The sequence below is a fragment of the Pseudomonas sp. genome, from assembly GCF_002796985.1.
Lineage (GTDB): Bacteria > Pseudomonadota > Gammaproteobacteria > Pseudomonadales > Pseudomonadaceae > Pseudomonas.
The window spans coordinates 49,586-73,529 of sequence record NZ_PEKX01000001.1 but is presented as its reverse complement, the minus strand read 5'-3'; the positions used below and the strand labels follow the sequence as shown (position 1 = coordinate 73,529).

The window sequence follows — 23,944 nt, the reverse complement described above, 5'->3', positions numbered from 1 at the left end:
TCATCGTCAAGCTCCTATCCCAAGACCCCTGGTCAGCAAAGCTGGCCGGGGGTTTTGCTTTTGTGGCGCGAAAAAGGATGCTGCTCGACATGGAAACGTTGATTTCTAGCTTGATCCTGCTGGGCGTCCTGAGTCTCAGCGTCGGTCAGTTGCTCGCCTTCTGCCTGCTTGTGACGCGAGCCGGGCCAGCCGCGCTTCTCGCCTTGATCATCCCAGGTTTTGGCTTCTTTCTCGGGCGCCGGCACGGCATCTATAAATGGCTCCTGTTGCCTTACCTGGTGTGCATGAGCTGCTTCCTCATCGCCATGATCATGGCTGGATGAGGCACGCCGCGCGCCTGCATACGTTCGCTGGCTGAGCTGAAATCTTGGCTCATAGCCGCTCTAGAACAGCTATTTCAGTGTTTCTCTCCCTTTCCTGCGGACAGCTGTGTTCCTGTTACAAAACGCCTGCTGCCTCACTGATGGCATTTCATCCAACTGTCACATTCGCGTCATAGAGTCTTCATGCGGCCTGACGATACTGGCCCCCGTTCCATCCAACCCCATTCTCCTTAAGGAGCAAGGCATGAAACTCAAGCGTTTGATGGCGGCCCTGACTTTTGTCGCTGCAGGCGTAGGCACCGCCAGTGCGGTAGCCGCGATCGATCCGGCCCTGCCGGAATACCAGAAAGCCAGCGGTGTGTCGGGCAACCTGTCGAGCGTCGGTTCCGACACTCTGGCCAACCTGATGACCATGTGGGCGGAAGAGTACAAGCGCCTGTACCCGAACGTTAATGTGCAGATCCAGGCCGCCGGCTCCTCGACTGCGCCGCCGGCTCTGACCGAAGGCACCGCCAACCTGGGTCCGATGAGCCGCAAGATGAAGGACGTCGAGCTGCAGGCCTTCGAACAGAAGTACGGCTACAAGCCGACTGCTGTTCCGGTGGCTGTGGACGCCCTGGCGATCTTCGTGCACAAGGACAACCCCATCAAAGGCCTGACCATGCAGCAGGTCGACGCCATCTTCTCCTCCACCCGCCTGTGCGGCGGCAAGTCGGAAGTGAAGACCTGGGGTGACCTGGGCCTGACCGGTGACTGGGCCAACAAGCCCGTCCAACTGTTCGGTCGTAACTCGGTGTCCGGCACCTATGGCTACTTCAAGGAAGAAGCCCTGTGCAAAGGCGACTACAAGCCGAACGTCAACGAGCAGCCGGGTTCGGCTTCCGTGGTTCAGTCGGTCAGCCAGTCCCTGAATGGCGTTGGCTACTCCGGTATCGGTTACAAGACCGCTAGCGTGAAGACCGTTGCCCTGGCCAAGAAAGAAGGCGGCGAGTTCATCGAAGACAACGAAGCGAATGCCCTGAACGGCACCTACCCGCTGTCGCGCTTCCTCTATGTCTACGTCAACAAGGCACCGAACAAGCCGCTGAACCCGCTGGAAGCCCAGTTCCTGAAGATGGTGCTCTCCAAGACTGGCCAGCAGGTTGTCGTGAAAGACGGCTACATCCCGCTGCCGTCCAAAGTCGCCGAAAAAGCGATCAAGGACCTGGGTCTGTAATCAGCCCTTTAACCGGGCGGAAACCGCCGCCCGGCATGGGCTGACGCTTTATCGACCGAGCCCGCCAGCATGGCTCTGCTGGTGGGCTTTGTCGCGTCACTTCCATGTCATCTTTCTGTCATACAGAGCCGCTAGGGTGTCACTCCATGAACGACATGGCCAACTCCCCGATGACTTCTTCTCTCCCCGAGCGGATCGATTTCAATACGCCTGCCCTGCAGCGCAAGCGCCGTATCCGGGCGCTCAAGGATCGACTGACCCGCTGGTACGTGCTGGTCGGCGGTCTCGCCGTGCTGGCAGCCATTACCCTGATTTTCTTCTACCTCGCCTACGTCGTGCTGCCGCTGTTCCGCGGCGCCGAACTGGAGACGCGTGACCCCCTGGCTCCGGCCTGGCTGAAAACGGCCCAGGCGCCGCTGCTGCTGAGCATCGAAGAGCAGAACATGGTGGGTATGCGCGTCGCGGCCAATGGCGAAGTGGTGTTCTTCGACGCCAAGAAAGGCGACGAGATGGACCGCGTTGCGCTGAAGCTGCCTGCCGGCACCAGCGTGACTTCCATCGCCGAGGACCAGCCAGGGCACCCGACCGTCGCGCTGGGCCTGTCCAACGGCCAGGTGCTGGTGTTCAAGCACACCTACAAGGTCACCTACCCGGACAACCACAAGACCATCACCCCGCAGATCGACTATCCCTACGGCGAAGCCGCGATGAGCCTGGATCCCCAGGGTCGCCCCCTGGAGCATGTGGCGATTGTCTCGGGTGACGACGGCCTGCTGGTTGCCGCTTCCACCGGTAGCGAGATGCTCCTGCTCGGCCTGACCCAGCAGGAAAACATGCTGACCGGCGAGAGCACCCTGCAGGAAGAGCGGATCAACCTGCCGCAGATTGCCGAGCCGGTGAAGGCCATCTACATGGACCCGCGCAAACAGTGGCTCTATGTGCTCAATGGTCGCGCCCAGGCGGATGTGTTCGACCTGAACACTCACCAGCTCAACGGCCGTTACAAGCTGCTGGATGACGCCTCCGCCGAAGTGACCGCGAGCACCCAGTTGCTCGGCGGCATCTCGCTGATGGTCGGCGACTCCAAGGGCGGCATTGGCCAGTGGTTCATGGCCCGTGGCGAAGACGGCGAACCGCGCCTGTCCCACGTGCGCGACTTCAAGCTGGGTGACCAGCCGATCGCCAGCATCGCCTCGGAGCAGCGCCGCAAGGGCTTCCTGGCGCTCGACAAGCAGGGCAACCTGGGCATCTTCCATAGCACCGCGCACCGCACGCTGCTTGTAGAGAACGTCGCTCCGTCGGCCGGTGCCATGGCACTCTCGCCGCGCGCCAACCGCCTGATCCTCGAGCAGGGAGGCGAACTGCGCCGCTTCGTCGTGAGCAACCCGCACCCGGAAGTGTCGTTCAGCGCGCTGTGGGGCAAGGTCTGGTACGAGAGCTACGACAAGCCCAGCTACGTCTGGCAGTCCACCGCCGCGACTACCGACTTCGAGCCCAAGCTGAGCCTGTCGCCGCTGACCTTCGGTACCCTGAAGGCCGCGTTCTACGCGATGATTCTGGCCGCTCCGTTGGCTATTGCCGCCGCCGTCTACACCGCCTACTTCATGGCTCCGGGCATGCGCCGCAAGGTGAAGCCGGTAATCGAGCTGATGGAAGCGCTGCCGACCGTGATCCTCGGCTTCTTCGCCGGCCTGTTCCTCGCACCGTACGTCGAAGGCCACCTGCCGGGCATCTTCAGCCTGCTGCTGCTCACGCCGCTGGGCATCCTGGCCGCCGGCCTGCTCTGGAGCCGCCTGCCCGAGCGCATCCGCCTGAGCCTGCCGGCTGGGTGGGAAGCAGCGATCCTGATCCCGGTGGTCCTCGCGACTGGCGCTTTTGCGCTGTGGATGAGCCCCCATCTGGAGACCATGTTCTTTGGAGGCGACATGCGCCTGTGGATCAGCCATGACCTGGGCATCACCTACGACCAGCGAAACGCACTGGTAGTGGGCCTGGCCATGGGCTTCGCGGTGATCCCGAACATCTTCTCCATCGCCGAAGACGCCATCTTCAGCGTGCCGCGCAGCCTGACCTACGGCTCCCTGGCCCTGGGTGCCACGCCCTGGCAGACGCTGACCCGCGTGGTGATCCTGACTGCCAGCCCGGGCATCTTCTCCGCGCTGATGATTGGCATGGGCCGCGCCGTGGGCGAGACCATGATCGTGCTGATGGCCACCGGCAACACCCCGGTGATGGACGTCAACATCTTCCAGGGCATGCGCACGCTGGCGGCGAACGTCGCGGTGGAAATGCCCGAGTCGGAGGTGGGCGGGACTCACTACCGCGTGCTGTTCCTCTCGGCACTGGTGCTGTTGTCCTTCACCTTCGTGATGAACACCCTGGCAGAGCTGATCCGTCAGCGCCTGCGCAAGAAATACGCGTCGCTCTAAGCGACGCCCGACGAGGCTACGTTCCGTGAAACAGAAACAGGAATCCGTCAAAGCGTGGTTTGCCAGCGGTTCTCCCTGGGTGTGGATGAACGCAGGGGCTGTGTCCATCGCCGTGATCATGACCATCGGTCTGCTCTCCGTGATCGCCGTGCGCGGTCTCGGCCACTTCTGGCCGGCGGACGTGATCGAGGCGAGCTACAGCGTCCCCGGTGAAACGCCCAAGACGCTGATCGGCGAAGAAGTGCAGATCGAACAGGTACCGCGCGAACGCCTGCGCGGTGCCGGTCTGCCGGTCCCGGACAACGGTCCGGAGTTCATGACCCGTGAACTGCTCAAACTGGGCAACCGCGACCTCTACGGCAGCGACTTCTCCTGGGTGATCGGCGAGTGGCTGACCGACCGTCGCCACCCCGCCGATCTGGTCACCCTGGAACGCCGCGAGTGGGGCAACTTCTATGGCTACCTGCTGAGCGTCAAGGAAAACGGCAAGGTGGTCGCCGAAGGTCCGGCCGCCATGGCCGAACTACAAGCTCGCCTGAAGCGCGTCGACGAGCTCTACTCCAGGCTGTATCAGCTGGAGAAGAAGGACATCGGCGGCATCAACCACGGCCTGGAACGCCTGCGCCTGAAAGAGCGTGGCCTGCAGCTGAACAACAAGCTGGATGCCACCGCCGAGGCCGACATTGCCGCCGGCCGCGCCGAGCTGAACGCCCAGTACAAGGTGCTGGAAGAGCGGCTCAACGGCCTGCACCAGGAGTTCAACCGCGACAGCATCGTCATGCGCGATGCTTCCGGAAAGGAAACCGAAATCAGCGTCGGTAAGCTGGTGCATGCCTACCAGCCCAACCAGATGGGCGTGGCGACCAAGCTGAGCTTCTACTTCAAGAAGCTGTGGGAGTTCCTCAGCGACGACCCGCGTGAAGCCAACACCGAAGGCGGTATCTTCCCGGCCATCTTCGGCACCGTGATGATGACCCTGGTGATGGCGGTGATCGTCACCCCGTTCGGTGTAATCGCTGCCGTCTACCTGCGCGAGTACGCTCGCCAGGGCCTGCTGACCCGCATCATCCGCATTGCGGTGAACAACCTCGCGGGCGTTCCGGCGATCGTCTACGGTGTGTTCGGCCTGGGCTTCTTCGTCTATGTGCTGGGTGGCTCGCTCGACCGGATGTTCTTCCCCGAAGCCCTGCCGGCGCCGACTTTCGGTACGCCGGGGTTGTTCTGGGCCTCGCTGACCCTGGCCATCCTCGCGGTGCCGGTAGTGATCGTGGCGACCGAAGAAGGCCTGGCGCGCATCCCGCGCGCTACCCGCGAAGGTTCGCTGGCCCTGGGTGCGACCAAGGCCGAGACCCTGTGGAAAGTGGTCCTGCCAATGGCCAGCCCGGCGATGATGACCGGCTTGATCCTCGCCGTGGCTCGCGCCGCCGGCGAAGTGGCGCCGCTGATGCTGGTGGGCGTGGTGAAACTGGCACCGGCGCTGCCGGTGGATGGCAACTACCCGTACGTGCACCTGGACCAGAAGATCATGCACCTGGGCTTCCACATCTATGACGTCGGCTTCCAGAGCCCGAACGTCGAGGCCGCGCGCCCGCTGGTTTATGCCACCGCGCTGCTGCTGGTGATGGTGATCGCCCTGCTGAACTTCTCGGCCGTCGCCATTCGTAACCGCCTGCGCGAAAAGTACAAGGCGCTGGAAAACTGATTCTGCAGGCGGCGGGCCGAGCCCGCCGCCAAGCCTCCCAAGGAGACTGAACATGCAACATGAAACCGCATCCCACGGCATCGACATCAGCGCGCTCGGTCGTGGCGAGCGCCAGGGCATGAACCTGGAAAGCGAGACCGTCGCCCTCGAAGTGCCCGGCCTGAGCCTGTTCTACGGCGAAAAGCAGGCGCTGTTCGACGTCAGCATGAACATTCCCAAGCAGCGCGTGACCGCCTTCATCGGCCCGTCCGGCTGCGGCAAGTCCACCCTGCTGCGCTGCTTCAACCGCATGAACGACCTGGTCGACGGCTGCAACGTCAAGGGCGAGATCCTGCTGGACAGCCACAACATCTTCGCCAAGAACGTCGATGTCGCCGAGCTGCGTCGTCGCGTCGGCATGGTGTTCCAGAAGCCCAATCCGTTCCCCAAGAGCATCTACGAGAACGTGGTGTACGGCCTGCGCATCCAGGGCATCAACAAGAAGCGCGTGCTCGACGAAGCCGTCGAGTGGGCACTCAAGGGCGCGGCCCTGTGGGATGAAGTGAAGGACCGCCTGCACGAATCCGCCCTCGGCCTTTCCGGCGGTCAGCAGCAGCGCCTGGTCATTGCCCGTACCATCGCCGTGGAGCCGGAAGTCCTGTTGCTCGACGAACCCTGCTCGGCACTGGACCCGATCTCCACCCTGAAGATCGAAGAGCTGATCTACGAGCTGAAATCCAAGTTCACCATCGTCATCGTGACCCACAACATGCAGCAGGCCGCGCGCGTCTCCGACTACACGGCGTTCATGTACATGGGCAAGCTGATCGAATTCGGCGATACCGATACCCTGTTCACCAACCCGGCCAAGAAGCAGACAGAAGACTACATCACCGGTCGCTACGGCTAGTTTCGCGGTATTGCCTGCGCGCTAGAACTTCCCGGAGAACACCACCAGCCAGCGGCCCGGAGCCAGCGGCTTTCGCGGAGCGAACATGATCAACAAAGAAAGCCTTACCCACCACATCTCGCAGCAGTTCAATGCCGAGCTGGAAGATGTGCGCAGCCATCTGCTGGCCATGGGTGGCCTGGTGGAGAAGCAGGTCAACGACGCGGTCAACGCGCTGATCGATGCCGACTCCGGCCTGGCCCAGCAAGTGCGCGAGATCGACGACCAGATCAATCAGATGGAGCGCAACATCGACGAGGAGTGCCTGCGCATCCTCGCCCGTCGCCAGCCGGCTGCCTCCGACCTGCGCTTGATCATCAGCATCTCCAAGTCGGTGATCGACCTCGAGCGCATCGGCGACGAAGCCTCGAAGATCGCCCGCCGCGCCATCCAGCTGTGTGAGGAAGGCGAGTCGCCGCGCGGCTACGTCGAAGTGCGCCACATCGGCAACCAGGTGCGCAAGATGGTGCAGGAGGCGCTGGACGCCTTCGCCCGCTTCGACGCTGACCTGGCGCTGTCGGTCGCGCAGTACGACAAGACCGTCGACCGCGAGTACAAGACCGCTCTGCGGGAGCTGGTGACCTACATGATGGAAGACCCGCGGGCCATCTCGCGCGTGCTCAACGTCATCTGGGCCCTGCGTTCGCTGGAGCGCATCGGCGACCACGCGCGCAACATCGCCGAACTGGTGATCTACCTGGTGCGTGGCACCGATGTTCGCCACCTCGGCCTGACCCGCATGAAGGAAGAAGTACAGGGCACCGCTGGCAAGGCCGACAAGGCCGAATAAGCCGGACTGCCGTGCCAGAGCGAACCCGGCCCTTGCGCCGGGTTCGTCATTTTATGGCCGAGTGGTCCCGAGCCAATGGCATGTAGCCACCTGGCAAGGCTATCCTTCGCCCTATCGATTTCGGGAGATGCCGATGGGCAAGGTCAGTGTGCTGGTCGTGGATGATGCTCCGTTCATCCGTGACCTGGTGAAGAAAGGGCTGCGGGACCACTTCCCCGGTCTGCAGATCGACGAGGCAATCAACGGTCGCAAGGCGCAGCAGTTCCTGGCGCGCCAGCCGGTGGACCTGATCCTCTGCGACTGGGAGATGCCCGAGCTGTCGGGGATCGAACTGCTCACCTGGTGCCGCGAGCAGGACAGCCTGAAGACCACGCCCTTCATCATGGTCACCAGCCGTGGTGACAAGGACAACGTGGTGCAGGCCATCCAGGCCGGCGTCTCCGACTTCATCGGCAAACCGTTCTCCAATGACCAGCTGGTGAGCAAGGTGAAGAAGGCCCTGTCTCGCGTCGGCAAGCTGGAGGCCCTGGCAGCCCAGGCTCCGCAGCGTAGCCTGGTCGGCTCCATGCCCAATGACTCCCTGGCCGCTCTTACCGGTGGCAAGGCCGAGGTCGTGCGCCCATCGGCGGCATCTGCAGCGCCTCGCCCGGCATCGGCCGCTCCGGCAGCGGCGGCGGCTGCTCCGGCCGCGCGCAGCGGCGCCAAGGGCCAGCAGGGCCAGTTGCGCCTGCCCTCCGCGAACCTGCCGTGCGTGATCAAGGCACTCAGCCTCAAGGAAGCGCTGCTGGTGGTGAAGCGCGGCACGCCGTTGCCGCAGGTGCTTGAAAGCGCCGTGCTGGACCTGGAAGAAGACAGCGACGTCGCTCGCCTCAACGGCTACCTGCATGCCGTGGCCGCGCTGGAGCCCAAGCCGGACAGCGAGTGGCTGCAGCTGACCTTCCGCTTCGTCGACCGTGATCCGCAGAAGCTCGATTACCTGTCCCGCCTGATCGCCCGCGGCAGCTCGCAGAAGCATTACGTGCCGGGCGCCTGATCTGGTTACAAATCCTCCCGCCGGCAAGTTGGACTGTTTCACAGGTCGACCGGCGGCGGGTCGCGACGCGGCGGCGACACTGCTAGTCTTGCCTGCGTCGCCATACCTATAACCAGAGTCGACATGCTAGGGCGCAGTATCCTCTTTTGCGGTCTTTTGGCCGTAGCCGGGACGGCTTCGGCCGTGACCATCTACAAGTACACCGACGCCAATGGCGTGGTCACCTACACGGATAAAGCCGTGGCGGGCGCGGCTGTGTTCGTGTTCCGCGATCGCATGGTCGAGCACCTGGAAGAACAGGTGAAGCTGGAAACCAAGAAGCACGCCGGTGGCGAGACGCTGCAGGTGCGCAACGACCTGTACGCGCCAGTGGAAGTGGAGCTGAGCGTGACCGGCGCGCAGAATGCCGTGGGTGTGCCGCAGAAGCCGATCCGCTGGGTGCTGCCGCCGCGCAGCGCAATCCGCCTCGCTACCCTGACCCCGCTGGACCCAGCCAAGCCGCTGCGCTACAAGCCCAAGCTGCGCTATGCGCTGGGCGATCCGCGCCCGACACCGCTGTTCCACCAGTACGCGCTGCCTTGGGTGGGCGGGCCGTTCCGCCTGACCCAGGGAGCCAATGGTCGCTACAGCCACTTCACCCGCAAGGGCCGCTACGCCATGGACATCGCCATGCCGGTCGGCACGCCCATCGTGGCGGCGCGTGGCGGTACCGTGGTGAAGATCGAGAACGGCCAGAGCGGGCGCGGCAAGAACCCGTCCGGCAACTTCGTGCGCGTACTGCATGACGACGGCACCATGGGGGTGTACCTGCACCTGATGCGTGGCTCGGTGCTGGTACGCGAAGGCCAGCGTATCGGCACCGGTACGCCGCTGGCGCAGTCGGGCAACACTGGCAACAGCAGCGGCCCGCACCTGCACTTCGTGGTGCAGCGCAACGTCGGCCTGGCGCTGGAGTCGATTCCCTACGACTTCTCCCAGCCGGTGGATACGCTGCCGAATTTCGCGGTGGTCAGGGAGCACTGAGCGCATCGCGGCGTCCCTGCAGGAGCGAGCCTGCTCGCGAATGGTGTTCGCCGGCAGCGCCGATGTTGGGGCAGGTTCGCGAGCAAGCTCGCTCCTACGAAGAACCAACAAAAAAGGCTGCCCTCGGGCAGCCTTTTCGTTCAGGAGGGGGCGCTCAATCGAGCTTCACCACCTTGGCGAGAACGATCTTCGGGCCCTTCATCTTCTTCACGATGATGCGCAAGCCCTCGGTATCCAGGACTTCTTCTTCTTCCGGCACGCGCTTCAAAGTGTCGTAGACCAGGCCGGCGAGGGTATCCGCCTCGACGTGGTCCAGGTCGATGCTCAGTAGACGCTCCAGCTTGAACAGCGGGGTGTCGCCGCGCACCAGCAGTTTGCCGGGCTGATAGGCGACGATGCCGCGCTCGGCCTTGCGGTGTTCGTCCTGGATGTCGCCGACCAGCACCTCCAGCACGTCTTCCATGGTCAGGTAGCCGACGACCTTGTGGTCGGCTTCCTCCACCAGGGCGAAGTGTGAGCCGCCCTGGCGGAACTGCTCCAGCAGGCGAGCCAGCGGCAGGTGCTTGGTGACCATCTCCAGCGGGTGGGTCAGCTCGTCGAGGTCGAAGGACTCCGGCAGGCTGTCCAGCGTGGCGAGGGCCAGCAGCAGGTCCTTGATGTGCAGCAGGCCGACGAACTCGCCCTTCTCGCTGTCGTACACCGGGTAGCGGCTGTACTTGTGGCGGCGGATGGTGGCGAGGATGTCGTCCAGCGGCGCGCTGCGCTCGAGGTAGACCAGATCTTCACGGGAGTTGGCCCAGTCCGCCACTTCCAGTTCGCCCAGCTCCACTGCCGAGGCCAGCACGCGCATGCCCTGGTCGCTCGGGTCGTGGGCGCGGCTGGAGTGCAGGATCAGCTTCAGCTCGTCACGGCTGTAGTGGTGCTCGTGATGCGGGCCAGGCTCGCCTTGCCCGGCAATCTTCAGGATGGTGTTGGCGCTGGCGTTGAGCAGCCAGATGGCCGGGTACATCGCCCAGTAGAACAGGTACAACGGCACCGCCGTCCACAGCGACAGCAGCTCGGGCTTGCGGATCGCCCAGGACTTGGGCGCCAGCTCGCCGACCACGATGTGCAGGTAGGAAATGATGAAGAACGCGCTGAAGAACGAGACGCCGCGGATGACTTCCTCGGAATGCACGCCAACGGCGGCCAGCAGCGGCTCGATCAGTTCGGCGAAGGCTGGCTCGCCAACCCATCCCAAGCCGAGGGAGGCCAGGGTGATGCCCAGCTGGCAGGCGGAAAGATAGGCGTCGAGCTGGTTGTGCACCTTGCGCAGGATGGTGCCGCGCCAGCCGTGTTGCTTGACGATGGTCTCCACCCGAGTGGAGCGCAGTTTGACCATGGCGAACTCGGCGGCGACGAAGAAGCCGTTGAGCACGACGAGGAACAGGGCGAACAGGATCAGGCCGAAATCGGCGAAGTAAGTGAGGAAGTGGCTACTAGGGGAAGGGTCCATGGTTCTGTTGGTTAGCAAATGGACGGACAAGAATGCGGTTCAGCGGGCCCGGCTGGCAAGCCCGCTCATACAAGAGTCGCAGTGGAAGGCTGTTATGCGCGACTCTCGACCTGCGGCGGCGGGAAGTGGCAGGTGAAGCTGCTGCCCTTGCCCGGCACGCTGCTGATGTCCAGGGTGCTGCGATGGCGCAGCAGTACGTGCTTGACGATAGCCAGCCCCAGGCCGGTGCCGCCGGTACTGGCGTTGCGGCTGGAGTCGACACGGTAGAAGCGCTCGGTCAGGCGCGGCAGGTGCTTGGGATCGATGCCGATGCCACTGTCCTGCACGGCCAGGTGCGCACCCTGCTCGTCACCCCACCAGCGGATGCGGATCTCGCCTTCCTCGGGGGTGTACTTCACGGCGTTGAATACCAGGTTGGAGAAGGCACTGCGCAGTTCCGCCTCGCTGCCCTTGAGCTTCACCTTCGAGTCCGCCTCCAGGCTGATGCGATGGTTGCGCGCGCCAGACAGCGCCTGGGCGTCGTTGCGAATCGACAGCAGCATCAGGTCCACCGCCACCGGCTTGTTGTCCGCCGGGTAATCGGTGGCTTCCAGCTTGGCCAGCAGGAGCAGGTCGTTGAGCAGGTTCTGCATGCGCCCGGCTTGCTGCTGCATCTGCTGCAGCGCACGGGTCCAGCGCGGGTTCACGTTCTCGACGTTGTCCAGCAGTGTCTCCAGGTAGCCGGCGATCACCGTCAGCGGGGTGCGCAGCTCGTGGGAGACGTTGGCGACAAAGTCCTTGCGCATCTGCTCCAGCTGGTGGACGCGGGTCACGTCGCGCACCAGCATCAGGTGCTCGCCGGCGCCATAGAGGGTGATGTGGAACTGCAGGCGCAGGTTGTCGCTGATGGGCGAGGCGAGCTCCAGCGGTTCGCGGTAATCCTCGCCCTCGAAGTATTCCTTGAAGCGCGGATGGCGGACCAGGTTGGTCACCGGCTGGCCCCCGTCCTGCGGGCTCTTGAGGCCCAGCAGGCGCTCGGCGGACTGGTTCCACCATTCCAGGTTGCCGTCGCGGTCGAGCAGGATCATGCCGTCGCGCAGCGCCGCGGTGGATTCCTGCATACGGTCGATCACTGCCTGCAGGCGCCCGCGGGCCCGCTGGTTGCGCCGCTGCAAGTGGTAGATGCTGTCGAACACCTCGCCCCACAGGCCGTAGCCGTCGGGCGGGGCTTCATCGGGCTGGTGGTTCTTCAGCCACTTGTGCAGGCGCAGCAACTGCCAGGTCGACCAGCCGAGGTAGGCGGCCAGCGCCACGGCGATGGCCCAGCCGTACTGGCCGGTAATCAGGCCGAGCAGCGCGCCGGCGGCGGCGACTAGCAGCAGGTGGCGTATCAGCACGCCACTCCAGTTCTGGGTCACGAAATTCCGTTCCTTGTGCCCGCCAGTTGAGAAGCCGGGTCAGCTTTTGGTCGAGAAACGATACCCGGTGCCGCGCACGGTCTGAACCAGATTTTCGTAGACCTCGCCCAGCGCCTTGCGCAGGCGGCGGATGTGCACGTCGACCGTGCGCTCCTCGACATAGACGTTGCCGCCCCAGACCTGGTCCAGCAACTGGCCACGGGTGTAGGCGCGCTCCTGGTGGGTCATGAAGAACTGCAGCAGGCGATATTCGGTCGGGCCCATCTCGGCGGGTTTGCCGTCGATGGTCACGCGGTGGCTGATCGGGTCGAGCAACAGGCCGCCGACTTCGATCGGCGTCTCGCTGTCGCCGGCGCCGGTGCGACGCAGCACGGCCTTCAGCCGGGCCACCAGCTCGCGTGGGGAGAACGGCTTGGTGATGTAGTCATCGGCGCCGACTTCCAGGCCCTGGATCTTGTTGTCCTCTTCGCCCTTGGCGGTGAGCATGATGATCGGGATGGCCGAGGTCAGCTCGTCACGCTTGAGACGGCGGGCCAGTTCGATGCCCGAGGTTCCCGGGAGCATCCAGTCGAGCAGGATCAGGTCCGGCTTGCGATCGACGATCACCGCGTGCGCCTGCTGGGCGCTGTCGGCCTCCAGACATTCGTAGCCGGCCATCTCCAGGGCCACGGCGATCATTTCCCGGATCGGAGCTTCGTCATCGACGATGAGGATTGTCTTGCCAACCATGCTGAGGCCTCAGAATTTCTGTAATGCGCCGCATTAGATAACGGAAATATTTCATGAATGTGACACCCGGATGTTAGCCGAGCCTTGTCGCAGAGCGCTCGACTATGCTGAACGGGTCGCCACGTGGTTCTTGCGCGGCACACGGAACGCACCGGCCCGGTCGGCGGTGCGGCCGGCAGGCAAATCTGCCGGACTCTAGCGATGACGGTAGTGAGTGCGTTGTCGACGTCGCCCTGGCCGGCCCTGCCTGCAACTCCGCCCGCCTTTTGCGCCGAAGCTCGCGCCGTTTCCACCTCACCAGAGGTCTCTCTTCCAAGGAGACGAGCTATGAAACTGCTATTCCCGGCCCTGGCACTGGGCCTGATGCTGCCGGCGATGTCCGCCCTGGCCGCAGAGCCCGGTATGGAGAAGAACGGCATGCTGGTCGATGCCACGGGCATGACGCTCTACACCTTCGACAAGGACAGTGGCGGCAAGTCGATGTGCAACGGCGGCTGCGCGCAGAACTGGCCGCCCCTGATGGCCTCGGCCGATGCCAAGGCAACGGGTGACTGGACCATGATCAAGCGCGATGACGGCACCGTGCAGTGGGCCTACAAGGGCAAGCCGCTGTACACCTTCGTGCAGGACCAGAAGGCCGGCGACATGGCCGGCGAAGGCAAGATGGGCGTCTGGCACATGGCCAAGCCGTAACGGCTCTTCGTAGGAGCGAGCTTGCTCGCGAACCTTGCTTGGCACCTTGGGTATCAAGGGGTTCGCGAGCAAGCTCGCTCCTACGTGGCGTCTAACTTCAGCGCAGGGCGAAGTCCGCCACAGTACCGAGGAAGATCGCCAGCCCTGCCCAGTGGTTGTGCAGGAAGGCCTTGAAGCACTTCATCGGCTCGCGATCGCGGGTCGAATGGAACTGCCAGGCAAAGCAGCCGGCCGCCACAGCCAGGCCCAGGTAGTAGGCCAGGTGCATCGCCAGCTTGTTGCCGGCGAGGATCAGCAGCAGCAGCATCAGGCCCTGCAGGCTCAGGTTGATCACCCGGTCGGCGTCGCCGAAGAGGATCGCCGTGGACTTCATGCCCATCTTCAGGTCGTCCTCGCGGTCGGTCATCGCGTAGTAGGTGTCGTACGCGACCGTCCACAGCACGTTGGCGAAGAACAGCAGCCAGGCCACCGCCGGCAGCGTGCCGCTGGCCGCGGTGAAGGCCATCGGGATGCCCCAGGAGAACGCCGCGCCCAGCACCACCTGCGGGTAGTAGGTGTAGCGCTTCATGAAGGGGTAGAGCGCTGCCACCGCCGCCCCGCCGAAGGACAGCCAGATGGTCTGCGCGTTGGTGCACAGCACCAGCAGGAAACTCAGCCCCAGCAGCGTGAAGAAGGCAATCCAGGCCTCGCGCACGGTGATCCTGCCGGTCGCCAGCGGGCGCGCCTTGGTGCGTTCGACGTGGCCATCGAGCTTGCGGTCGGCGAAGTCGTTGATCACGCAGCCGGCCATGCGCATCAGCACGGTGCCGAGGACGAAGATCACCAGGTTCTTCACGCTCGGCATGCCGCCGCTGGCCATCCATAGCGCCCACAGCGTCGGCCAGAGCAGCAGGTAGATGCCGATCGGCTTGTCCATGCGCGTCAGCTGGATGAAGTCCCAGGCGCGGGGATGCAGGCGGGCGAGGGGTTTGATCAGGGCGACGAACATGGCGGCCTCCGGAAAGCGATCCGGGAATTATACGGGCTGTTGTTCCACGCGGTGCCACAGCGATGGCAGGAAAACCTCGGCGACCAGCACGCCCAGGCCGTCGCGGCTGAAGCAGGAGCGGCGACCCCAGAGGCGCTCGGCGCGGACATCGGCCGGCAGGCTGGCAGCCGGATAGCGGCAGACCTCGATGGGCCCGCGCTGGAAGGCGCGGTCGCTGAACAGCAACTCACCCAGGGAGCGCGTGCCGAGCAGGCGCAGGTCGAAGCCCGAGCCTTCCAGCGCCGAACGCGCGGCCACGCTGCGGGCGAATACCCAGGGCGTGCCATGGCCCCTCAGGTACACCTCGCGCACCCAGCCCTGGCTGCCGTCCGGCACGCCCAGTGCGGCGCATTCGTCGGTGCGCAGGCGGTGCCAGCCCTCGGCCAGCGGCTGTACGGCGAAGTGGTCGGCGGAGAGCGCGGTCAGCCGGCGCGTCAGCGAGCCTTCGTCGAACAGCCAGTCCACGACCTGGGCGGCGGGAGCGGGGTGTAACTGGGCGGCGGTGAGCCAGCGGGGCGGGTGGATCAGGGCGGCTTCGGGCACGGCTTCGACTGCGGTTGGCCAGGGACGCGGCAGCTTAACATGGCGCCTTTGCGCGGCCGATTGCGTTGTCCGCAAGAGTGCATTACGGCAAACCCCACCAAAGGTTTGGCGGACCATCCGGTGCTTTCAAGGGGCTTGCGCGCGGGCGGCATCGCCAGTACAAAGCCGAACATTGGATGCTCCGATGTCCAAGCGACAAGAACCTGAGGGTGATAGCGGATGAAGAAGTGGCAGTGCGTGGTTTGTGGCCTGATCTATGACGAAACCAAGGGCTGGCCGGAAGAGGGCATCACCGCCGGCACCCGCTGGGAAGATGTGCCGGAAGACTGGCTGTGCCCGGACTGCGGCGTCGGCAAGCTGGATTTCGAGATGATCGAGATCGGCTGATCCCGCCGGGATCGACTCCCGCGACGGCGGCCCTTGGGCCGCCGTCCGCGTTTCCGGGCCCGGCAAGCCCATTCCTGACGGGGTAGACTGGAGACGCGCCGGGTTGGCCTTGCTGACGCCCCCCGGTGTCGCGCCCGCCGTTGGCCGGTGCGCGCCGATACGTTAGCTTCAGCGGGTCATCGCAGGAGGGCTTGGCCGATGCGCAAATGGCAATGCGTGGTCTGTGGCTTCATCTACGACGAGGCACTGGGCCTGCCGGACGAGGGCATCGCCCCCGGCACGCGCTGGGAAGACATCCCGGCCGACTGGGTCTGCCCGGATTGCGGCGTGGGCAAGATCGATTTCGAAATGATCGAAATTTCCTAAAACCAGTCCGCGCGAACGAATTCATGCGGCGGCCCGATGGCCGCCGTGCCGTCTTTACCAAAGTGGCGATTTTTGAGGTGAGAGAGCAATGAGCGACAACGCACCGCTGGTGATCATCGGAACTGGCCTGGCCGGCTACAACCTGGCTCGCGAGTGGCGCAAGCTGGACAGCGAGACGCCGCTGCTGCTGATCACCGCCGACGACGGCCGCTCCTACTCCAAGCCGATGCTCTCCACCGGCTTCTCCAAGGACAAGGACGCCGACGGCCTGGCCATGGCCGAAGCTGGCGCGATGGCCGACCAGCTCAAGGCACGCATCCTCACCCACACCCGCGTCACCGGCATCGACCCGGGCCACCGGCGCCTCTGGATCGGTGAAGAAGAAATCCACTACCGCGACCTCGTGCTGGCCTGGGGAGCGGAAACCATCCGCGTACCGGTCGAGGGCGACGCCCAGGACCTGATCTTCCCGATCAACGACCTGGAAGACTACGCGCGCTTCCGCAGCGCCGCCGCTGGCAAGCGCCGCGTGCTGCTGCTGGGCGCCGGGCTGATCGGCTGCGAATTCGCCAACGACCTGTCGAGCGGCGGCTACCAGCTCGACGTGGTGGCGCCCTGCGAACAGGTCATGCCCGGCCTGCTCCACCCGGCCGCCGCCCTGGCTGTGCAGCAGGGGCTGGAAGGCCTTGGCGTGCGCTTCCACCTTGGCCCGGTGCTGAACAGCCTGGTGCGCGCCGGCGATGCCCTGGAAGCGCACCTCTCCGATGGCCAGGTGATCCCCTGCGACCTCGTCGTCTCCGCCGTCGGCCTGCGCCCGCGCATCGACCTGGCCGCCGCTGCCGGCCTGGATATCAACCGCGGCGTGATGGTCAGCCGCGAGCTGCGCACCTCCCACGCCAACATCTACGCCTTGGGCGACTGCGCCGAAGTCGACGGCCTCAACCTGCTCTACGTGATGCCGCTGATGTCCTGCGCGCGCGCCCTGGCGCAGACCCTGGCCGGCAAACCGACGCCGGTGGCCTATGGCGCCATGCCGGTGACCGTGAAGACGCCGGTGTGTCCGCTGGTGGTATCGCCGCCACCGCGCGGCAGCGAGGGTGAATGGCGGGTGGAAGGCTCTGGCCCGGACCTCAAGGTGTTGTGCCGGGATACCGCCGGTCGATTGCTCGGATACGCCCTCACCGGGGCTGCAGTGAGCGAAAAACTCTCCCTGAACAAAGAGTTGCCTGCACTGCTGGCGTGACAGTCGTCGCCAATGGCGTATTTGCCTTGGGAAAGTGCCCGCAAATTGTCAGACGATACTGGCGTACCAGCTTTCGGCGTGCCATTCTCCCCCCGTCTGCCGCAGCCTAGAGCCTGTTCGGCAAGCCTGCGGTGCCTTGGGCGCTGTTGGGAAGACAGCACGGACACAACAACAACAAACCGTCAAAGAGGCATTTATGCGTAAACCAGAACTCGCCACCGCGATCGCCGAGAAGGCCGACCTCACCAAAGAACAAGCCAACAAGGTGCTGAACGCGCTGCTGGATGAAATCACTGGCGCGCTCAACCGCAAGGACAGCGTTACCCTTGTCGGTTTCGGTACCTTCGTTCAGCGCCACCGTGGCGCCCGTACCGGCAAGAACCCGCAAACCGGCGAGCCGGTCAAGATCAAAGCCAGCAACACCGTTGCCTTCAAACCAGGCAAGGCGCTGAAAGACGCGGTCAACTGATCGCTCAGGCCCGGAGCCAGAGCGGCTCCGGGTTGCCTCCTCCAGTTACATAATCCCTCCAAAAGACCGGATGTAGTCTCTTTTTAAAGTGGCTACAATGCGCAGACTTTTGTCTCGAACGTCGAGGTTTGTGCATGAAATTCCGTCTACTCCTGTGGATGCTCGGTCGCCTGATGGCCAAGGCCAGCCGCGAAAACCCGGCGTTCCAGAAGCAGCTCGAAGGCAAGGACCTGGTGTTCCAGCTCCACACGCTCGACGGCAAGGTCGCCCGCCACTACATCGTCAAGGACCTCAAGGTCAGCGCACGTCGCGGCACCCATCCGCAGCCGGCTTTCGCGCTGGGCTTCAAGGACGGCGCCTACGGCTTCGCCACCATGACCTCGAAGAACCCGCAACTGGCGTTCATGCAGGGCATCCAGAACAAGGACATCCAGATCCAGGGCAACCCCGGCCTGGTGATCTGGTTCCAGGGCCTGGTGAAGTACCTCAAGCCGAAGAAGAAGGCCGCGCCGGGCAGCGAGAAGAAAGCCGCCTGAGGCGCTTTCGACGAACAGAAAAAAGGCCCCTGATGGGGCCTTTTTCGTGGGACACGAAAGCACTTGTAGGAGCGAGCTTGCTCGCGAACCGGAGGCGCTCGGTGCTGGCCAGTGTTCGCGAGCAAGCTCGCTCCTACAAAAGCAGTTTCAGTGTGCAGGGTTGAACTGGCTAGCCAGTTCGCGCAGCACCGCTTCGGCGTCGAGTACCTTGCGCACGGCGTCTTCGGCCTTCTCGCGCGGGATATCCAGGCGGTCCAGCAGGTCCTGCGGAATATCGGTCTCCGGGCCGCTGCCGATGCCGTGGTTGCGCAGCAGGCGGGTCGCCAGGCAAACCAGGTTGGCGTAGGCCGAGTAGTCGCCGGCGTAAGTCGGGTCGTGCTGGAAGCGCAGTGCGGTGTAGATCTCTTCCGGCATGTCCCAGGTGCGCATCAGCCAGGCGCCGATCTGCTCGCGGGTGATACCCAGCAGGTGCTGCTCGACGAGGTTGTGCTCGACGTGCGGGTTCACCTCCAGGTGCCGGCAGATCAGCGAGAAATGCGGCGGGAAGATATGTGCCAGGACCAGGTAGCCAATGCTGTGCAGCAGGCCGCCGAGGTAGGTCAGGCCGGCTTCCGGACGCTCGGCGCGCGGCACGGCGCGGGTCAGGCCCTCGATCACCGCGGCGGTGTAGATCGCCTGGTGCCAGTAGGGGGTGGCGTGCTGCGGCTGGTCCTTGGGCAGGCTCAGGGTCTTGCCCAGGGCCAGACCCAGGGCGAGGTTGATCACCAGGTCGAAGCCCAGTACGCGAACGATGGCGTCTTCCACCGAACGGATCTTGCCGGGCGCGGCGTAGTAGGGCGAGGCGGCCCAGCTGACCACCTGCGCGGCCAGCGCCGGGTCGGTTTCCACCACGCCGGTGATGTCGTCCACGGTGGCGTTGGGGTCGACACGCAGCTTGATGATCTTCTGTGCGGTTTCCGGCAGCGGCGGAATCTCGATGGTTTCTTCGAGACGCTGCTGGATGCGGCGGGCGGTAAACGCCTGCACGGCCTGGGTGATTTCCTTGCGGTCATCGTCCGGGCGGTCGAGGTTCGGTCGGATCGATTCCAGCGCCACGCCGAAGCGCGCTGCGCTGGCTTTCTCCAGCAGGCTGCGGAAGGCCGGGGTGGGAATCTCCAGCAGCGTGCCCGGCGCGCCGGATTCGATCAGCAGCTGGGGTTCCTGCAGCAGGCGTTCGTCATACAGGCATGGCGAGCTGGTCAGCGGCGGTAGCGCCGGCAAGCGGCCGAGCTGGTGTTTGCCGAGCATGCGCTCCAGGCGGTCGGGCTTGACCGCCACCAGCTTGCGCCCGGTGAGTTCGGCCAGGCGGTTCAGGTCCAGCAGCTGGCTTTGCGGGAACAGCACCAGCAGAGTGCCGACGGCATCTTCCAGCAGGCTGGCCTGTACCCGGCGTGCTGCCGGAAGCGTGGTGACGTCGCTGACCTCGCAAGAAGGAACGCCCAGCTTGGCGAGCAGCTGCAGGATGACCTCTGGGGCCTGCGAGGTGTCGGATGGGGCGCGTGCAAGGTCGCTCATGAATGTGATCCGGTTATCAACGGCTGGGTCGGAGTATAACCACGCGGTCAGCGTGACCGAGCAGTCAACCGACCGGCGAAAGTGAAATAGATCACACTTGTCCGTATTGCTGGCCGTGCCGCAGCCAGCGCGCCAGCAGCGGGCTCACCGATTGCGGCCAGTGCGCCAGCAGGGCCTGGGCGGCATCGCGTACCGCCGGCAGCAAATCGGCATCGCGCATCAGGTCGGCGACCTTGAATTGCAGCAGGCCGGTCTGGCGGGTGCCGAGCATTTCGCCAGGGCCGCGCAGTTCCAGGTCCTTCTCGGCGATGACGAAGCCGTCGCAGGTTTCGCGCATGATCCCCAGGCGCTCGCGGCCGATCTGCGACAGCGGCGGGTGGTAGAGCAGCACGCAGTGGCTCGCCGCGCTACCCCGGCCGACGCGGCCGCGCAGCTGGTGCAGCTGGGCCAGGCCGAGGCGCTCGGGGTTCTCGATGATCATCAGGCTGGAGTTGGGCACGTCCACGCCGACCTCGATCACCGTGGTGGCGACCAGCAACTGCAGCATGCCTTCCTTGAAGGCTTCCATGACCACGGCCTTGTCCGCCGGCTTCATGCGCCCGTGGATCAGGCCGACGCGCAGTTCACCCAGTGCCGAAGAGAGCTCCTCGTAGGTGGTTTCCGCGGCCTGGCAGGTGAGTTCTTCGGATTCCTCGATCAGCGTGCACACCCAGTAGGCCTGGCGGCCTTCGGCGCAGGCGGCGCGTACTCGCTCGATCACTTCGATGCGGCGGCTGTCGGCCACCAGCACGGTGTTCACCGGGGTGCGGCCGGGCGGCAGCTCATCGAGGATCGAGGTGTCCAGGTCGGCGTAGGCGCTCATCGCCAGGGTCCGTGGGATGGGCGTGGCGGTCATGATCAACTGGTGCGGGCAGAGCCGTCCGTCGACGCCTTTCTGGCGCAGGGCGAGGCGCTGCTGTACGCCGAAGCGATGCTGTTCGTCGATGATCACCAGAGCCAGGCGCTTGAATTTCACCTCTTCCTGGAACAGGGCGTGGGTGCCGACGATCATCGGAACGCCGCTGGCAATCTGCTCCAGCGCGCTGGCGCGGGCCTTACCCTTGAGCTTGCCGGCCAGCCAGGCGACATCGATGCCCAGCGGCTGCAGCCACTTGGTGAAGTTGACGAAGTGCTGCTCGGCGAGAATTTCGGTCGGCGCCATCAGGGCCACCTGGTAGCCAGCTTCCAGCGCCTGCAGGGCGGCAAGGGCGGCGACCACGGTCTTGCCGGCGCCGACGTCGCCCTGTACCAGGCGCAGCATCGGCTCGTTCTGCGCAAGGTCGTAGGCGATCTCCGCGCCGACGCGCTGCTGCGCGCCGGTCGGCTTGAAACCGAGGTTCTTCAGGTACAGCGCTGGCAGGCGCTTGGCCGGTGGCAGCTGAGGCGCGGCCTGGGAGCGCACGCTCTCGCGCAGGCGTTGCAGCGACAGCTGGTGGGTCAGCAGTTCCTCGAAGGCGAGGCGGTGCTGGGCCCAGTGGCGGCCTTCGGCGAGTTCTTCCAGGTCGGCATCCGGCGGCGGCCGGTGCAGGTAGCGGATGGCTTCGTCCAGCGGGCCGAGGCGGTAGTCGCGGGCCAGCTCCGCCGGCAGCCAGTCCGGCAGGCTCGACGGGCCCAGGCGCGCCAGGGTCTGCTCGCTGAGCTGGCGCAGGCGCTGCTGGGTGAGACCTTCGGTGGTCGGGTAGATCGGCGTCAGCGTCTGCTCCACCGGCGCCGCGGCGGCGTCGGTGAGCGAGCGGTATTCGGGGTGGTAGATCTCCAGGCCCGAGGCGCCGGGGCGCGCCTCGCCGTAGCAACGCAGGTGCGTGCCGCGCTTGAGGTTTTCCTTCTGTGCCTGGCTGAAGTGGTAGAAGCGCAGGCTCAGGGTGCCGCTGCCGTCCTGCAGGCGCACCAATAGACTGCGGCGCTTGCCCATCACCACGTCGGCGCCGGAGACCACGCCTTCGACCACCGCATCCTGCCCCGGGCGCAGTGCGCCGATCGGGGTGATGCGGGTGCGGTCCTGGTAGCGCAGTGGCAGGTGGAAGAGGATGTCCTGGAGGTTCTCCAGGCCGACCTTCGCCAGCTTTTCTTCCAGCGCGGCGCCCACGCCCTTGAGCGCGGTGACCGGGACGTTCGACAGATCGGTCATGCCGGTTCGGCTTCACCCTTGACGGTCGGCTTGGCGACCGAGCACAGGCGGATCGAGTCGGCCAGCACCTCGATGGCGCGCGGGCGCGGGAAGCTGGCGCGCCAGGCGATGGCGACGGTACGCATGGGCACTGGTGCACTGAACGGGCGCACTTCCAGCACGCCGGGCGCGTAGTGGTGGCTGTCCACGGCGGAGAACGGCAGCACCGACACGCCCAGGCCCGAGGCGACCATGTGGCGGATGGTTTCCAGCGAGCTGGATTCCACCGTGGTGTGCTTGTTTTCGCTGCCCTTGTGGGTAGTCGGGCAGGCTTCCAGGACCTGATCGCGGAAGCAGTGGCCTTCACCGAGCAACAGCAGGCTCTTGTCGTTGAGCAACTCCGGGTCGATGGTCTTCTTCGCGGTCCACTGATGGCCCGCCGGCATCAGCACGTAGAACGGTTCGTCGAACAGCTGCAGGGTCAGCACGTCGGCTTCATGGAACGGCAGGGCGATGATGATCGCGTCCAGCTCGCCGGTGCGCAGCTTGTCGCGCAGGATGTGGGTGAAGTTTTCCTCGATGTACAGCGGCATCTGCGGAGCGACCCGGTGCAGCTGCGGAATCAGGTGTGGGAACAGGTACGGGCCGATGGTGTAGATGGCGCCGACCTTGAGTGGCGAGGTGAGCTGGTTCTTGCCGGCCTGGGCCAGTTCGCGGATGCCCTGCGCCTGCTCCAGCACCTTCTGTGCCTGCGCCACGATGCCTTCGCCGACCGGAGTCAGGCGCACCGCACTCTTGCTGCGCTCGAAGATCAGCACGCCGAGCTCGTCTTCCAGCTTCTTCACGCCGACCGAGAGAGTCGGCTGGCTGACGTGGCAGCGCTCCGCGGCGCGGCCGAAGTGTTGCTCCTGGGCAAGCGTGACGATGTAGCGCAGTTCGGTCAGGGTCATGGCGACTAATCCGTTGAGGTGGCCCAAGCATAGCGGCTGCACCGCTGCGAACCAACCGCGCTAAACTGCCGAGCTTTGATTCGCGGAGCCAAGCATGAGCAAGAGCACCTTCCCCAGCCTGATGATCGTCGGTTGCGGCGATGTCGGCAGCCGCCTGGCTCGTCAACTGGCCGCGCGCGACTGGCGCGTCCACGGCCTGCGCCGCAACGTCGCCGCGCTGCCGCTGGAAGTGCTGCCGGTAGCCGGCGACCTGGGCCAGCTCGAATGCCCCGACACCTGGCCGGTCGGCCAGTTGGACTACCTGGTGTTCTGCGCCGCCGCTACCCAGCACGATGAGGCCGGTTATCGCGCGGCCTACGTCGAAGGCCTGCGCAACACCCTCGGCTGGCTGCAGCAGCGCGGGCAGATGCCCAGGCGCTTGCTGTTCGTCTCCAGCAGCGGCGTTTATGCCCAGCGCGACGGCGAGTGGATCGACGAGACATCCCCGGCCGAGGCGCAAAGCTACTCCGGCAGCGTGATGCTCGAAGCCGAGCAACTGGCGCTGCAGAGTGGCATTCCCGCCAGCATCGTGCGCCTCACCGGCATCTACGGTCCCGGCCGCGAGTGGCTGCTCAAGCAGGTGCGCGAGGGTTATCGCGTCGCCACAGAGCCGCCGCTGTACGCCAACCGTATCCATGCCGAGGATGCCGCCGGCCTGCTCGCCGCGCTGTTGGAGGCCGACCGCAGCGGCGTTGCACTGGAAGATTGCTACCTCGGTGTCGACAACGACCCGGCGGCGCTGCACGACGTAGTCGGCTGGCTGCGCGAGCAGTTGGGCGTCACCCACTGGGCCGACGAGCAGACCGTACGCCGCGCTGGCAGCAAGCGCTGCAGCAACGCCCGCGCCCGAGCGCTGGGCTGGGAGCCGCGCTACCCGAGCTTCCGCGAAGGCTACGCGGCGATCCTCGCCGGTAAACAGGACTAAT

23 protein-coding genes are annotated in these 23,944 nt (G+C 65.1%); 15 read left to right on the top strand and 8 right to left on the bottom strand.

All coding sequences use genetic code 11. From position 1 onward, the window contains the following. From CTR55_RS00365 to CTR55_RS00330, 8 genes are all read left to right on the top strand, one after another. Positions 1 to 323, top strand: a 323-nt coding sequence (locus CTR55_RS00365; RefSeq protein WP_296283508.1) for a hypothetical protein, incomplete at its 5' end; no start/stop codon positions are given. Between the two features lie 244 nt (positions 324 to 567). Then, the gene (gene pstS, locus CTR55_RS00360) at positions 568 to 1,539 is read left to right on the top strand and encodes a phosphate ABC transporter substrate-binding protein PstS (protein ID WP_296283506.1); all 972 of its coding nucleotides are present in this window, start codon (positions 568 to 570) and stop codon (positions 1,537 to 1,539) included. 395 nt (positions 1,540 to 1,934) lie between these two features. Further along, the gene (locus tag CTR55_RS00355; RefSeq protein ID WP_296283514.1) at positions 1,935 to 3,968 is read left to right on the top strand and encodes an ABC transporter permease subunit; all 2,034 of its coding nucleotides are present in this window, start codon (positions 1,935 to 1,937) and stop codon (positions 3,966 to 3,968) included. 25 nt (positions 3,969 to 3,993) lie between these two features. Continuing rightward, a complete protein-coding gene (pstA, locus tag CTR55_RS00350) occupies positions 3,994 to 5,670 on the top strand; it encodes a phosphate ABC transporter permease PstA (RefSeq protein ID WP_296283505.1) in 1,677 nt (558 codons plus the stop codon). Positions 5,671 to 5,722: 52 nt separating this feature from the next. Further along, positions 5,723 to 6,559: a phosphate ABC transporter ATP-binding protein PstB gene (gene pstB / locus CTR55_RS00345; protein ID WP_296283503.1), complete on the top strand. Its 837-nt coding sequence runs from the start codon at positions 5,723 to 5,725 to the stop codon at positions 6,557 to 6,559. Positions 6,560 to 6,644: 85 nt separating this feature from the next. Next, the gene (gene phoU, locus CTR55_RS00340; RefSeq protein ID WP_037011757.1) at positions 6,645 to 7,388 is read left to right on the top strand and encodes a phosphate signaling complex protein PhoU; all 744 of its coding nucleotides are present in this window, start codon (positions 6,645 to 6,647) and stop codon (positions 7,386 to 7,388) included. Positions 7,389 to 7,521: 133 nt separating this feature from the next. Continuing rightward, positions 7,522 to 8,421, top strand: a complete 900-nt coding sequence (locus CTR55_RS00335) for a response regulator (RefSeq protein ID WP_296283500.1) — start codon at positions 7,522 to 7,524, stop codon at positions 8,419 to 8,421. A gap of 123 nt (positions 8,422 to 8,544) precedes the next feature. Beyond that, positions 8,545 to 9,444, top strand: a complete 900-nt coding sequence (locus CTR55_RS00330) for a peptidoglycan DD-metalloendopeptidase family protein (protein ID WP_296283498.1) — start codon at positions 8,545 to 8,547, stop codon at positions 9,442 to 9,444. 154 nt (positions 9,445 to 9,598) lie between these two features. Here the strand turns inward: CTR55_RS00330 and CTR55_RS00325 are convergent, their stop codons facing one another. From CTR55_RS00325 to phoB, 3 genes are all read right to left on the bottom strand, one after another. Further along, complete coding sequence (locus tag CTR55_RS00325) at positions 9,599 to 10,939, bottom strand: hemolysin family protein (RefSeq protein WP_296283496.1); 1,341 nt, start codon at positions 10,937 to 10,939, stop codon at positions 9,599 to 9,601. Between the two features lie 92 nt (positions 10,940 to 11,031). After that, entirely contained in the window at positions 11,032 to 12,336 is a 1,305-nt protein-coding gene (gene phoR / locus CTR55_RS00320) for a phosphate regulon sensor histidine kinase PhoR (protein WP_296283494.1), read from the bottom strand. A 39-nt stretch (positions 12,337 to 12,375) separates the two neighbouring features. Beyond that, the gene (gene phoB, locus CTR55_RS00315) at positions 12,376 to 13,065 is read right to left on the bottom strand and encodes a phosphate regulon transcriptional regulator PhoB (protein WP_017520689.1); all 690 of its coding nucleotides are present in this window, start codon (positions 13,063 to 13,065) and stop codon (positions 12,376 to 12,378) included. Positions 13,066 to 13,392: 327 nt separating this feature from the next. Here phoB and CTR55_RS00310 point away from each other — a divergent pair, with 327 nt between their 5' ends. Beyond that, positions 13,393 to 13,758: a hypothetical protein gene (locus tag CTR55_RS00310; protein ID WP_296283492.1), complete on the top strand. Its 366-nt coding sequence runs from the start codon at positions 13,393 to 13,395 to the stop codon at positions 13,756 to 13,758. 97 nt (positions 13,759 to 13,855) lie between these two features. Here the strand turns inward: CTR55_RS00310 and ubiA are convergent, their stop codons facing one another. Next, entirely contained in the window at positions 13,856 to 14,746 is an 891-nt protein-coding gene (ubiA, locus tag CTR55_RS00305) for a 4-hydroxybenzoate octaprenyltransferase (RefSeq protein ID WP_296283490.1), read from the bottom strand. A gap of 27 nt (positions 14,747 to 14,773) precedes the next feature. Then, the gene (locus CTR55_RS00300) at positions 14,774 to 15,313 is read right to left on the bottom strand and encodes a chorismate lyase (protein ID WP_296283512.1); all 540 of its coding nucleotides are present in this window, start codon (positions 15,311 to 15,313) and stop codon (positions 14,774 to 14,776) included. Positions 15,314 to 15,547: 234 nt separating this feature from the next. On the opposite strand from CTR55_RS00300, the gene CTR55_RS00295 reads away from it, so the two are divergent. The 5 genes from CTR55_RS00295 to CTR55_RS00275 all read left to right on the top strand — a co-directional run bounded on the left by CTR55_RS00295 (position 15,548) and on the right by CTR55_RS00275 (position 18,329). Next, the gene (locus CTR55_RS00295) at positions 15,548 to 15,715 is read left to right on the top strand and encodes a rubredoxin (protein WP_296283488.1); all 168 of its coding nucleotides are present in this window, start codon (positions 15,548 to 15,550) and stop codon (positions 15,713 to 15,715) included. Between the two features lie 198 nt (positions 15,716 to 15,913). Further along, positions 15,914 to 16,081: a rubredoxin gene (locus CTR55_RS00290; protein WP_017520693.1), complete on the top strand. Its 168-nt coding sequence runs from the start codon at positions 15,914 to 15,916 to the stop codon at positions 16,079 to 16,081. A gap of 88 nt (positions 16,082 to 16,169) precedes the next feature. Next, positions 16,170 to 17,324: an FAD-dependent oxidoreductase gene (locus CTR55_RS00285; RefSeq protein ID WP_296283485.1), complete on the top strand. Its 1,155-nt coding sequence runs from the start codon at positions 16,170 to 16,172 to the stop codon at positions 17,322 to 17,324. Between the two features lie 196 nt (positions 17,325 to 17,520). Further along, positions 17,521 to 17,793: an HU family DNA-binding protein gene (locus CTR55_RS00280; protein WP_296283483.1), complete on the top strand. Its 273-nt coding sequence runs from the start codon at positions 17,521 to 17,523 to the stop codon at positions 17,791 to 17,793. Positions 17,794 to 17,927: 134 nt separating this feature from the next. Then, positions 17,928 to 18,329 carry a helicase gene (locus CTR55_RS00275; RefSeq protein WP_296283480.1) on the top strand — a complete coding sequence of 134 codons (402 nt, stop codon included), beginning with the start codon at positions 17,928 to 17,930 and terminating at the stop codon, positions 18,327 to 18,329. A 147-nt stretch (positions 18,330 to 18,476) separates the two neighbouring features. On the opposite strand, the gene CTR55_RS00270 is transcribed toward CTR55_RS00275, so the two are convergent. From CTR55_RS00270 to CTR55_RS00260, 3 genes are all read right to left on the bottom strand, one after another. Further along, the gene (locus tag CTR55_RS00270; RefSeq protein ID WP_296283479.1) at positions 18,477 to 19,883 is read right to left on the bottom strand and encodes an aminoacyl-tRNA deacylase and HDOD domain-containing protein; all 1,407 of its coding nucleotides are present in this window, start codon (positions 19,881 to 19,883) and stop codon (positions 18,477 to 18,479) included. Positions 19,884 to 19,974: 91 nt separating this feature from the next. Beyond that, on the bottom strand, positions 19,975 to 22,050 hold the full coding sequence (gene recG / locus CTR55_RS00265) for an ATP-dependent DNA helicase RecG (RefSeq protein WP_296283477.1): 2,076 nt from the start codon (positions 22,048 to 22,050) through the stop codon (positions 19,975 to 19,977). Further along, positions 22,047 to 22,979, bottom strand: a complete 933-nt coding sequence (locus CTR55_RS00260; RefSeq protein WP_296283475.1) for a hydrogen peroxide-inducible genes activator — start codon at positions 22,977 to 22,979, stop codon at positions 22,047 to 22,049. Before CTR55_RS00260 ends, recG begins: the two co-directional genes overlap by 4 nt. 94 nt (positions 22,980 to 23,073) lie before the next feature. Here CTR55_RS00260 and CTR55_RS00255 point away from each other — a divergent pair, with 94 nt between their 5' ends. Then, positions 23,074 to 23,943: an NAD-dependent epimerase/dehydratase family protein gene (locus CTR55_RS00255; RefSeq protein ID WP_296283474.1), complete on the top strand. Its 870-nt coding sequence runs from the start codon at positions 23,074 to 23,076 to the stop codon at positions 23,941 to 23,943. The last annotated feature ends 1 nt before the right edge of the window (position 23,944 follow it).

What these genes read in the sequence shown, in the direction of transcription:
- CTR55_RS00310 (WP_296283492.1), top strand. Translation starts at nt 13,393, where the DNA reads ATGAAACTGCTATTCCCGGCCCTGGCACTGGGCCTGATGCTGCCGGCG.
- phoB (WP_017520689.1), bottom strand. Translation starts at nt 13,065, where the DNA reads ATGGTTGGCAAGACAATCCTCATCGTCGATGACGAAGCTCCGATCCGG.
- pstB (WP_296283503.1), top strand. Translation starts at nt 5,723, where the DNA reads ATGCAACATGAAACCGCATCCCACGGCATCGACATCAGCGCGCTCGGT.
- CTR55_RS00335 (WP_296283500.1), top strand. Translation starts at nt 7,522, where the DNA reads ATGGGCAAGGTCAGTGTGCTGGTCGTGGATGATGCTCCGTTCATCCGT.
- phoU (WP_037011757.1), top strand. Translation starts at nt 6,645, where the DNA reads ATGATCAACAAAGAAAGCCTTACCCACCACATCTCGCAGCAGTTCAAT.
- CTR55_RS00330 (WP_296283498.1), top strand. Translation starts at nt 8,545, where the DNA reads ATGCTAGGGCGCAGTATCCTCTTTTGCGGTCTTTTGGCCGTAGCCGGG.
- pstS (WP_296283506.1), top strand. Translation starts at nt 568, where the DNA reads ATGAAACTCAAGCGTTTGATGGCGGCCCTGACTTTTGTCGCTGCAGGC.
- CTR55_RS00285 (WP_296283485.1), top strand. Translation starts at nt 16,170, where the DNA reads ATGAGCGACAACGCACCGCTGGTGATCATCGGAACTGGCCTGGCCGGC.
- CTR55_RS00255 (WP_296283474.1), top strand. Translation starts at nt 23,074, where the DNA reads ATGAGCAAGAGCACCTTCCCCAGCCTGATGATCGTCGGTTGCGGCGAT.
- CTR55_RS00325 (WP_296283496.1), bottom strand. Translation starts at nt 10,939, where the DNA reads ATGGACCCTTCCCCTAGTAGCCACTTCCTCACTTACTTCGCCGATTTC.
- CTR55_RS00270 (WP_296283479.1), bottom strand. Translation starts at nt 19,883, where the DNA reads ATGAGCGACCTTGCACGCGCCCCATCCGACACCTCGCAGGCCCCAGAG.
- ubiA (WP_296283490.1), bottom strand. Translation starts at nt 14,746, where the DNA reads ATGTTCGTCGCCCTGATCAAACCCCTCGCCCGCCTGCATCCCCGCGCC.
- CTR55_RS00260 (WP_296283475.1), bottom strand. Translation starts at nt 22,979, where the DNA reads ATGACCCTGACCGAACTGCGCTACATCGTCACGCTTGCCCAGGAGCAA.
- recG (WP_296283477.1), bottom strand. Translation starts at nt 22,050, where the DNA reads ATGACCGATCTGTCGAACGTCCCGGTCACCGCGCTCAAGGGCGTGGGC.
- CTR55_RS00275 (WP_296283480.1), top strand. Translation starts at nt 17,928, where the DNA reads ATGAAATTCCGTCTACTCCTGTGGATGCTCGGTCGCCTGATGGCCAAG.
- CTR55_RS00295 (WP_296283488.1), top strand. Translation starts at nt 15,548, where the DNA reads ATGAAGAAGTGGCAGTGCGTGGTTTGTGGCCTGATCTATGACGAAACC.
- CTR55_RS00290 (WP_017520693.1), top strand. Translation starts at nt 15,914, where the DNA reads ATGCGCAAATGGCAATGCGTGGTCTGTGGCTTCATCTACGACGAGGCA.
- CTR55_RS00280 (WP_296283483.1), top strand. Translation starts at nt 17,521, where the DNA reads ATGCGTAAACCAGAACTCGCCACCGCGATCGCCGAGAAGGCCGACCTC.